The sequence below is a fragment of the Aeromonas sp. QDB68 genome (assembly GCF_027707405.1).
In the GTDB taxonomy this organism is placed as follows: Bacteria; Pseudomonadota; Gammaproteobacteria; order Enterobacterales; family Aeromonadaceae; genus Aeromonas; species Aeromonas caviae.
In genome coordinates, this window is sequence record NZ_JAPCIQ010000051.1 from 20659 (window position 1) to 28238 (window position 7580).

The 7580-nt window shown below is 55.9% G+C and carries 4 protein-coding genes; all 4 read right to left on the reverse strand.

Going from position 1 to position 7580, the window contains the following annotated elements; genetic code table 11:
• Positions 1–207: 207 nt before the first annotated feature.
• On the reverse strand, positions 208–1623 hold the full coding sequence (locus PG892_RS14530) for a restriction endonuclease subunit S (RefSeq protein ID WP_270825528.1): 1416 nt from the start codon (positions 1621–1623) through the stop codon (positions 208–210).
• Entirely contained in the window at positions 1620–3308 is a 1689-nt protein-coding gene (locus tag PG892_RS14535; RefSeq protein ID WP_270825529.1) for an N-6 DNA methylase, read from the reverse strand. Before PG892_RS14535 ends, PG892_RS14530 begins: the two co-directional genes overlap by 4 nt.
• Before the next feature lie 100 nt (positions 3309–3408).
• Positions 3409–6942 (reverse strand): type I restriction-modification system endonuclease, encoded by a 3534-nt coding sequence (gene hsdR / locus PG892_RS14540; RefSeq protein ID WP_270825530.1) that lies wholly within the window; start codon positions 6940–6942, stop codon positions 3409–3411.
• Between the two features lie 2 nt (positions 6943–6944).
• The coding region (locus PG892_RS14545; RefSeq protein ID WP_270825531.1) for a restriction endonuclease at positions 6945–7580 on the reverse strand (636 nt) is incomplete at its 5' end.

Sequence of the window (7580 nt, forward strand, 5' to 3'; positions counted from 1 at the left end):
AACACGACCTTATCTCGCCGGCACTTGGCTTACAACCCGTCGAATGTTGCCGATGGCTGCCCATCATACGAGCGGGTTAGTCCGTTGTGCGAGTCTTGCTGGTCCCACGCTTACCTTTTTTGCCGCTGGCGGTGGCCCGCTCGGTTTGAATGCGGGCCAGCAGGGCGGCAGTTTCTCGTGCGTCCGATTACGCTTCGCTAATCGAACCTACACCGCGGATGTTTTAGTTGCCCGTTTGCGCGGCTTGGTAGTGGCCCGCTCGGCTTGAATGCGGGCCAGCAGGGCGGCGGCACTATTGTCGCCACTGATCAAGTCCGGGTTGGCTGCGCGCCAGTCGGCGGTCAGCTCGCCACGAAATGCCTTGGCCAGAATGGCCTGGGTCAAGTTATCGACCCGCTCTTTGGCCGCCTTGGCCTGCTGCTCGATGGTATCGGCATAAGCAAAGAGTTGTTCCACCCGACGGACAATTTCGGTTTGTTCTTCCTGAGAAGGCAACGCAAAAGTAACGTCTTTAATATTCTGTAAGTTCAACCCAGGTTTACCTCCACCATAAGCCATGGAGGTTAATTGTTTACGCCCTGCATTGGGCGCTTTTAAGACCAAATCAAGAAACTTAGCATTGCTACTATCTGCAAGCCGGATAAGAGCAACATGCTGACTTACATAAGCGTCATCTAAATCAACCTCAACTAATGCACATTTAGTTACGTTTGCACCAGTAATAGTGACTAACAAGTCAAACGATTCAACTTTAGTCCTGGTTCCTTCGGCTTTAGCTGGTAAGTCTACAAATGCCGCATCTTCAATAATTAATTTATCCGCACTTATGTCTTGTGAGCGAATGAATAGCGAGCCATTGGTTGAGTAGTATTTTGCCCAACCACGAGATCCACTCGTTACATAATTTACAATCTCACCGAGATAGCATTTACTCCAACATGAAGGAGCGGTAAGGTCTTTGTTGATACTTTGATACGGACACGGTTTTCGCCATTCTTCTGTCAGTTTGCCACTCACCGCAGCGGCCAGTACTGATTGCCGGAACTGCTTGATAATATCCGGAATACGGGCCAAACGGGCTTGAGTGGCCTCCACCTTCGCCAACACCTCATCCAATTTTTTGACGATGCAGGTTTGTTCGGCTAGGGGCGCTAGAGGAAAGCGAGTTGACTCGACTATCTTTTTACTCAGTTCAACTTGATTCGTTGAACCGCTATATAGCCCGTTGATATTTCCTTGAATCTCGGGATGCATTATCCAGTAGAATGCAAATCTTGATTCGACGAGTTTATTTGTACGAACAATTGTTATATGACTATCCACAACTTTGGCTTTAGACAACTGAGTCTGATCGATGTGGCATGCTCGCCCGATCGTTCCTGTACCAGTTGAATTCCAAAGGATGTCTCCTTCACGAATATACCTCTGCTCATCCCATTTATCCCATTGTTCAGGGTGAACGTACTTCAGATGTTCTTCTTGAATCCCGAACCAGCGCACAGCCTTCTGATTGACTACAGGATATTCACTGAATTCTGCATACTTTGGTCCTTTACCTCTTTGAATGTAATCAGATACATCCTCAAAGTTTGTCTCAACCCACCCCTTCGGCAACTGACTCATGCCTTGGCCTCCTGAGCATTAACCTCAACCTTCTCTTCAAGCCCAAATGCTTCTTCAATCAGCTGTTTTTGTGCTTCAGCCTCATCATTAGCCCCCAATGCCAGCATCAACTGATACAGTTCGCTCATAGCTTCAGTGAGCTCGGTCATGGCTTCACCGACAAGCACTTCAGGCTCGGGCAGGTTTTCGGCGCTGGTGGCTTCCAAATCTTTCAGCCAGGATATATCCAGGCTATCGCCTTTTTGGTCGCGAATATAATCGCGGCTGAACTTGCGAAAACGCGCGTTGGCTTTCAGATATTCACGTTCAAACTCGACTTGATTAAAGGCCTGCTCCTTGTCTGCAGCATTTTGCTTAGCCTGTTCGATTGCAGACAGCTTCTGCGCTTCAAAGTTATCGCCGCCTGCATAAATTGCCCCCAAGGTTTCGTAAACACCTTCAGTACGCGGTGATTGCCCATTTTTATCGTTGCCATATGCTGCAATAAAGGCATCAAAGTGCTTTTCCGTTAATGGGCGGCGCTTACCAAAGGTGTTCATATTGGTGCGCATATCAAATACCCAGGTTTCCTTGGTGCAGTTTTTGTCTTGTGCCGGATTGCCCGGGGAGCCCTTTTGGAAGAAGAGCACATTGGTCTTGACCCCCTGGGCATAGAAGATGCCGGTAGGCAGGCGCAGTATGGTGTGCAGGTTGCACTTGTCCATCAGATCGCGGCGGATCTCGGTGCCCTTGCCCCCTTCAAACAAGACGTTGTCGGGGATCACCACGGCGGCGCGGCCACCGGGTTCGAGGCCATCGTAGATATGCTGAATAAAGCAGAGCTGCTTGTTGCTGGTGGGGTGGACAAAGGTGCGGGTGATATTGGTGCCCGCGGCGCTGCCAAAGGGCGGGTTGGAGAGGATAAGGTGAGCCTTGGGCAGGGTCTCGCCATCCTTGCCGAGGGTGTTACCGAGGCGAATGGCACCGTGCTGGTCATCCCCTTCGATATCGTGCAGCAGGCAGTTCATCAGGGCCAAACGGCGGGTCTCCGGCACCAGCTCGAGGCCGACGAAGGCCTTTTTCATCTGGAAGATTTGATCCGCTTCGTCGAGATCATCGAGATCCCGGGTGTGGGCCTTGATATAGCGATCGGCTTCAATCAGAAAGCCCGCGGTACCGGCGGCGGGATCCTGGATCACCTCGCGGGGCGCGGGCTGCATCACCTGCACGATGGCGTTGATCAGCGGGCGCGGGGTGAAGTATTGTCCGGCGCCGGATTTGGTCTCGTTGGCGTTTTTCTGCAGCAGCCCTTCATACATGTCGCCGAAGTCGTCGCGGCTCTTGCCCTTCTCCCCGTCGAACCACTCGAGCTTGTCCATGTTGCTGACCAGCTCGCTGAGCTGGGCGGGCTGGGTGATGGTGGTGTTGACGTTCTGGAAGATGGCGCGAACGATGGCGTGATCGTCAACCCCGAGCTGAACCAGCATGTTGCGGTAGAAGCGGTGCTGCTCCTGCCCCAGCTTGTTCTTGAGATCGCGCCAGCGATACCCCTCCGGCAACAGATCTGTCTCCTGTCCGGTCTCTTCACACATCTTGAGAAACAGCAGGGAGGCGAGTTCGTTGACATAGTTCTGGTAGGAGACGCCGCCGTCGCGCAGGTTGTCGCACAGCTTCCAGAGCTTGGCGACCAGATCGGTGTTGTTCATCGGTATTTCTCGTTGAGCAGGCGGCCTGCTGGCCGCCTTGTGAAGAGTGAGTGGGTGGCTCGTATCAGGCACCACCAAAGTGGGCAGGATTGTACCCGTTTCAGGCGGGTTTATCCCAGACCAGTTGGCTGAACTCGGCGAGCAGTTCATCGAGCTTGTCATCAAAGAGCTGCATCAGCTTGGGTTTGCCGCCACGGCGGCGGTAGTTGCCCACCTTGAAGGTGTCATCATCGAGCACCACCTTTTCCTTGATGGAGTCGGCCAGACGATCGAGCCAGGTGAGCTGCTCGCTGTTCCAGTCGTGCTGACCCTTGATGCGGGCCAGCGCCCTGTCTACCCGCTCCTCGAACGGCTGCAGTGGATCGCCTATGGCCGCACGGCGAATATGGCCGACCAGGCGGGCAGCGATATCCTGATTCTTGGCTGCCTTCCATGCCGCGCGCAGGGTTGAATCGTTGTAGTTCTCTTTATCGAACCACTCCTGCAGTTGCAGCAGCGCGCTGCGGGTGAGATCACGCGGGCGGTTGATGATGGCGTCGATGGCTGCCTGTTCGTTTTGGGAGCGGCTGACCAACTGGTCGAAGGCATCGAGAAAATCCTCGGCGCTGTCGTGATCGCCATACGCACGGCTCACTTCAATCACTTCATCGTCGATATCGCTGAAGATGGGTAGCTCCCGCAGCTCGTTAATGGTGCGCTTGAGGTGCTCGAGGCGCGGGATCAGGGTCGGCAACTGGTTGAACACCTCGGCAGACCAGCGCGGGCCATTGCTGCGCAAGGTACGGCCCAGCTGGTTGAAATCGCAGCCAGCCGACTCGCGGCAGAGTTCATCGAGGCGCGCCAGCTGTTCGGCCACCTCTTTTGAGCGATCGCGGTTGTAGCTGGCCTGGCTGCTGATGCGCTGCAGCTTGGCCACCAGCTGCTCGTGGCTGTGCTCGGCAAAGCTGCGGCCATCGGCCTCTTTCACCTGATAGGTTTCGGAATCGGTGATCTCGTTGACCAGAGTCTGCAAGGGGACGTCAGGGCGAACCACCACCGGACGCATGGTATCGACCTGCTCCAGGGTGGCGTAGAGATCGACGGCATCGAAGATGCGAAACGCACTCTTGCCCACCTGGGGGCAGAGGCGGGTCGCGCGCCCTTTCATCTGCTCATAGAGGATGCGGCTGCGCACTTTGCGCATAAAGACCAGATTGCAGATGCTGGGGATGTCGATGCCAGTGGTGAGCAGATCAACCGTGACCACTATGTTGGGCAGCCGCTCCTTGTTGAAGCGGGTGATCATCGACTGCACCTTGTTGGCGTCCTTGTCGGCATCGCCGGTGATCTTGATGATGGCGTCATGTTCCAGCGCCGGATATTTTGCTTTGAAGGCGGTGCGCAGCTCGTCGACCACGTTGTCGGCATGGTTGTTGTTGACGCAGAAGATCAGGGTCTTCTGATTGCCGGTGGGGTCGAGGTGATTGACCAGCTCCTCGCAGACGACCCGGTTGAAGTTGGAGGCGATCAGCTCGCGGTTGAAGTTGGCCACCTCGAAGCTCTGATCATCTTCGAGGGTATCGTCAATCAGCTCGCCCTGATTGCTCAGACGGTGTACCTGACTCCCTTTGGCGAAGTAGACCCCCTCCTGGCTGCGGCGAGTGATGATGCGGATGGGCGGCTCCTGATCCACCAGATAGCCGTCGAGTACCGCTTTGCGATAGCTGTAGCGATAGACCGGCTGACGCGATGGCCCGCCGAAAATATCGATGGTGTGCAGCGCCGGGGTCGCGGTGAGCGCCACCTTGACCGCATCGAAATGGTCGATGATGCGACGATAGGCCGAGATATAGTCGAGCTGGTTGCGAAAGGCCATCTCGCCCTCGGTCTGCTCCTTGTCGAGAATGTAACCCCGGTGTGCTTCGTCGATGATGATGCAGTCGTAGCGGCCGACCGGCATCACCTCATCGCTCTGCAGGGTGCGCTTGACCAACGACTGGACGGTGGCAACGTGGATCTTTGTGCTGTCTTGTGGGAATCGGTCCGTCAGCCCCTTGATATTGAAGATGGCATTGAAGGTATCGCCGCTTATCTGGGTATCTTCAAACGCCCCCAGCGCCTGCTTGCCAAGAGACGTTCTGTCGACCAGAAACAGGATGCGGTTGAAGCGTTGCGACTGGATCAGGCGGAACATCAGGGCAATAGCGGTCCGGGTTTTGCCCGTCCCGGTCGCCATCGCCAACAAGATATCTTGCTGACCGGCGATGATGGCCTGCTCAACGGCTTGTACCGCCTCTTCCTGGTAGTAGCGCAACCCCAGTTCGCTCATATCACTGTGACTGGCAAACCAGAGGTTGTTGCGCTGGGGGTCTTGCGCCAGCATGGCCAGCAACTCTTCGGGGCGATGCCACTCGGGCAGGGCTCTGGGCATATTGCCGGGGTGGCGCACATCCCGATACCAGATGCCGCTCTTGCTCTTCATGGCGGCGCGATATTCGCGGCCATTGGCAGAGAAGCAAAATGGCACCTTGTAGCTCACCGGGCTACCAGGCTCATGCCACTGGCGCAGGTAGCTGGCATGCATCTCTGTGACCTGATCATGGGCCTGCGCGTCGGTTGCCGCCGCAATCAGCTCCTCCTTGAGATGCGCCATATCGAAATATTTGCTGTAGCGGTAGGCCTCTGGAAGCTTGCCTGCCACATCGATGTTGCCCTTCTTGGCTTCAATGATGCCGACAGGAACAAGCCCCGCGAACAATACGTAATCGGCAAAACCCCGTTTACCCGTTTCATCTTCAGCCGTAGGCCACTCGGCAATTGCCATATTGCGGCCAACTTGCGGGCGAGTGCCATTGGCGAATTTGAGGTTTGGGGTATCGGCCTCCCAGCCTGCCTTGCGCAGTTGGGCATCGATCAGATAGCGGCTCTCGCTCTCGCTCAGGTCGAGCGAGCGCGTGGTTGCAAGCTCCATGACCTGTTTGCGGTAGAGCGTCCGTTCGGCAACACTCATGGTCGCCAGTTCGGCCTCTCTGGTGGCCAGCTGGGCCTCCAGAGCTGCGATGCGTGCTGCCGTTTGCGCCTCGGTCTCTTGCTGCTTGCCTTCGAGGATGGCGATATAGCCATTGAGCGAAACCAGTTGTTGTTGCTGGGCGGCGATCTCGGTGGCAGTTTGCTCTTGGGCAAGGCTGCGCTGTTCCAGCTCCTGCTTCAGCGCCATCACTTCTTGGTGATAGTCGTGGCGCTCCCCTTGTGGCAGCACAAAAATGGGGGCAGCGAAATCATACTGTTTGCTGATCAGGCGGTAGTACCAGACTCCCAAGCGGAAGCCGAGTCGCAAGGACATGGCGGCATCATCAAGATCGTTGTGATAGTCATGGACCGCCTTGTTGCCGGTTCGACGCAGGGTATGAAACACCCCCATTATGCCGTCATCGACAAAGTTGATCTTCCCCAGCTCTCTTAGCAGGTCGAGTTGACTCTCTGTCGCAGGCAGGCCCAACAATTTGCCAAGATGCTTGGCGGTCGCCTCACCGAAGATCCGCATCTTCACCAGGGTGGTATTGGGATCATCCGGATAGTTGTTCTCGGCAGCGCAGGCGATGGCATAGAGGAAGTCGTTGGTGCCTTTGAGAAACTCGAAATTGCTCTTGTCCATGGTCAATCTTCCAGAAAGTAATCCGAATCCAGGGTCTTGATGGTGAGGGTCTGGCGAGTGGTGACGCCAACGCCGTATTCGATCATCAGGGCGGCAAGACGGGCACCGTCGATCAGCACGATGCGTTTCTCAATCAGACCCACATACTCCTGCGCCTCACGGCTAAAGCTGGCGGTGGTGATAAAGACCCCCTTGCGGGCCTTGTGCAGATCCAGCGCTCCCGCGAAGGACTGGATTTCGGGACGCCCGACGGTTTTGTCTGTATAGCGCTTGGCCTGCAAGTAGATGGAGTCGAGCCCCAACCGATCTTCCTTGATGATGCCATCGATCCCGCCATCGCTGCTGTAGCGTGTGGAGCGGGCGGCATCCTGCTGACTGCCGCCATAGCCCATGGCCACCATCAGATCGACCACCAGCTGTTCAAAGAAACGAGGGGAAAGGCCCAAGATCTCGGCAAGCAGGTCATCGGCAAGGGAGCGATTGATGGCAGATAGTGCCTGCTCAATCTGCTCTTGAGGGGTGCTGGCCTGCTCTGGTGTTGGCGTGTCTGTCGGGATCGCCATGGCTTGTTGCGTATTGCCTGCGCTCTCACTGGAGGCCAGGGTAAACGCCACGAACTCGTTGAATTGGGCCAGATA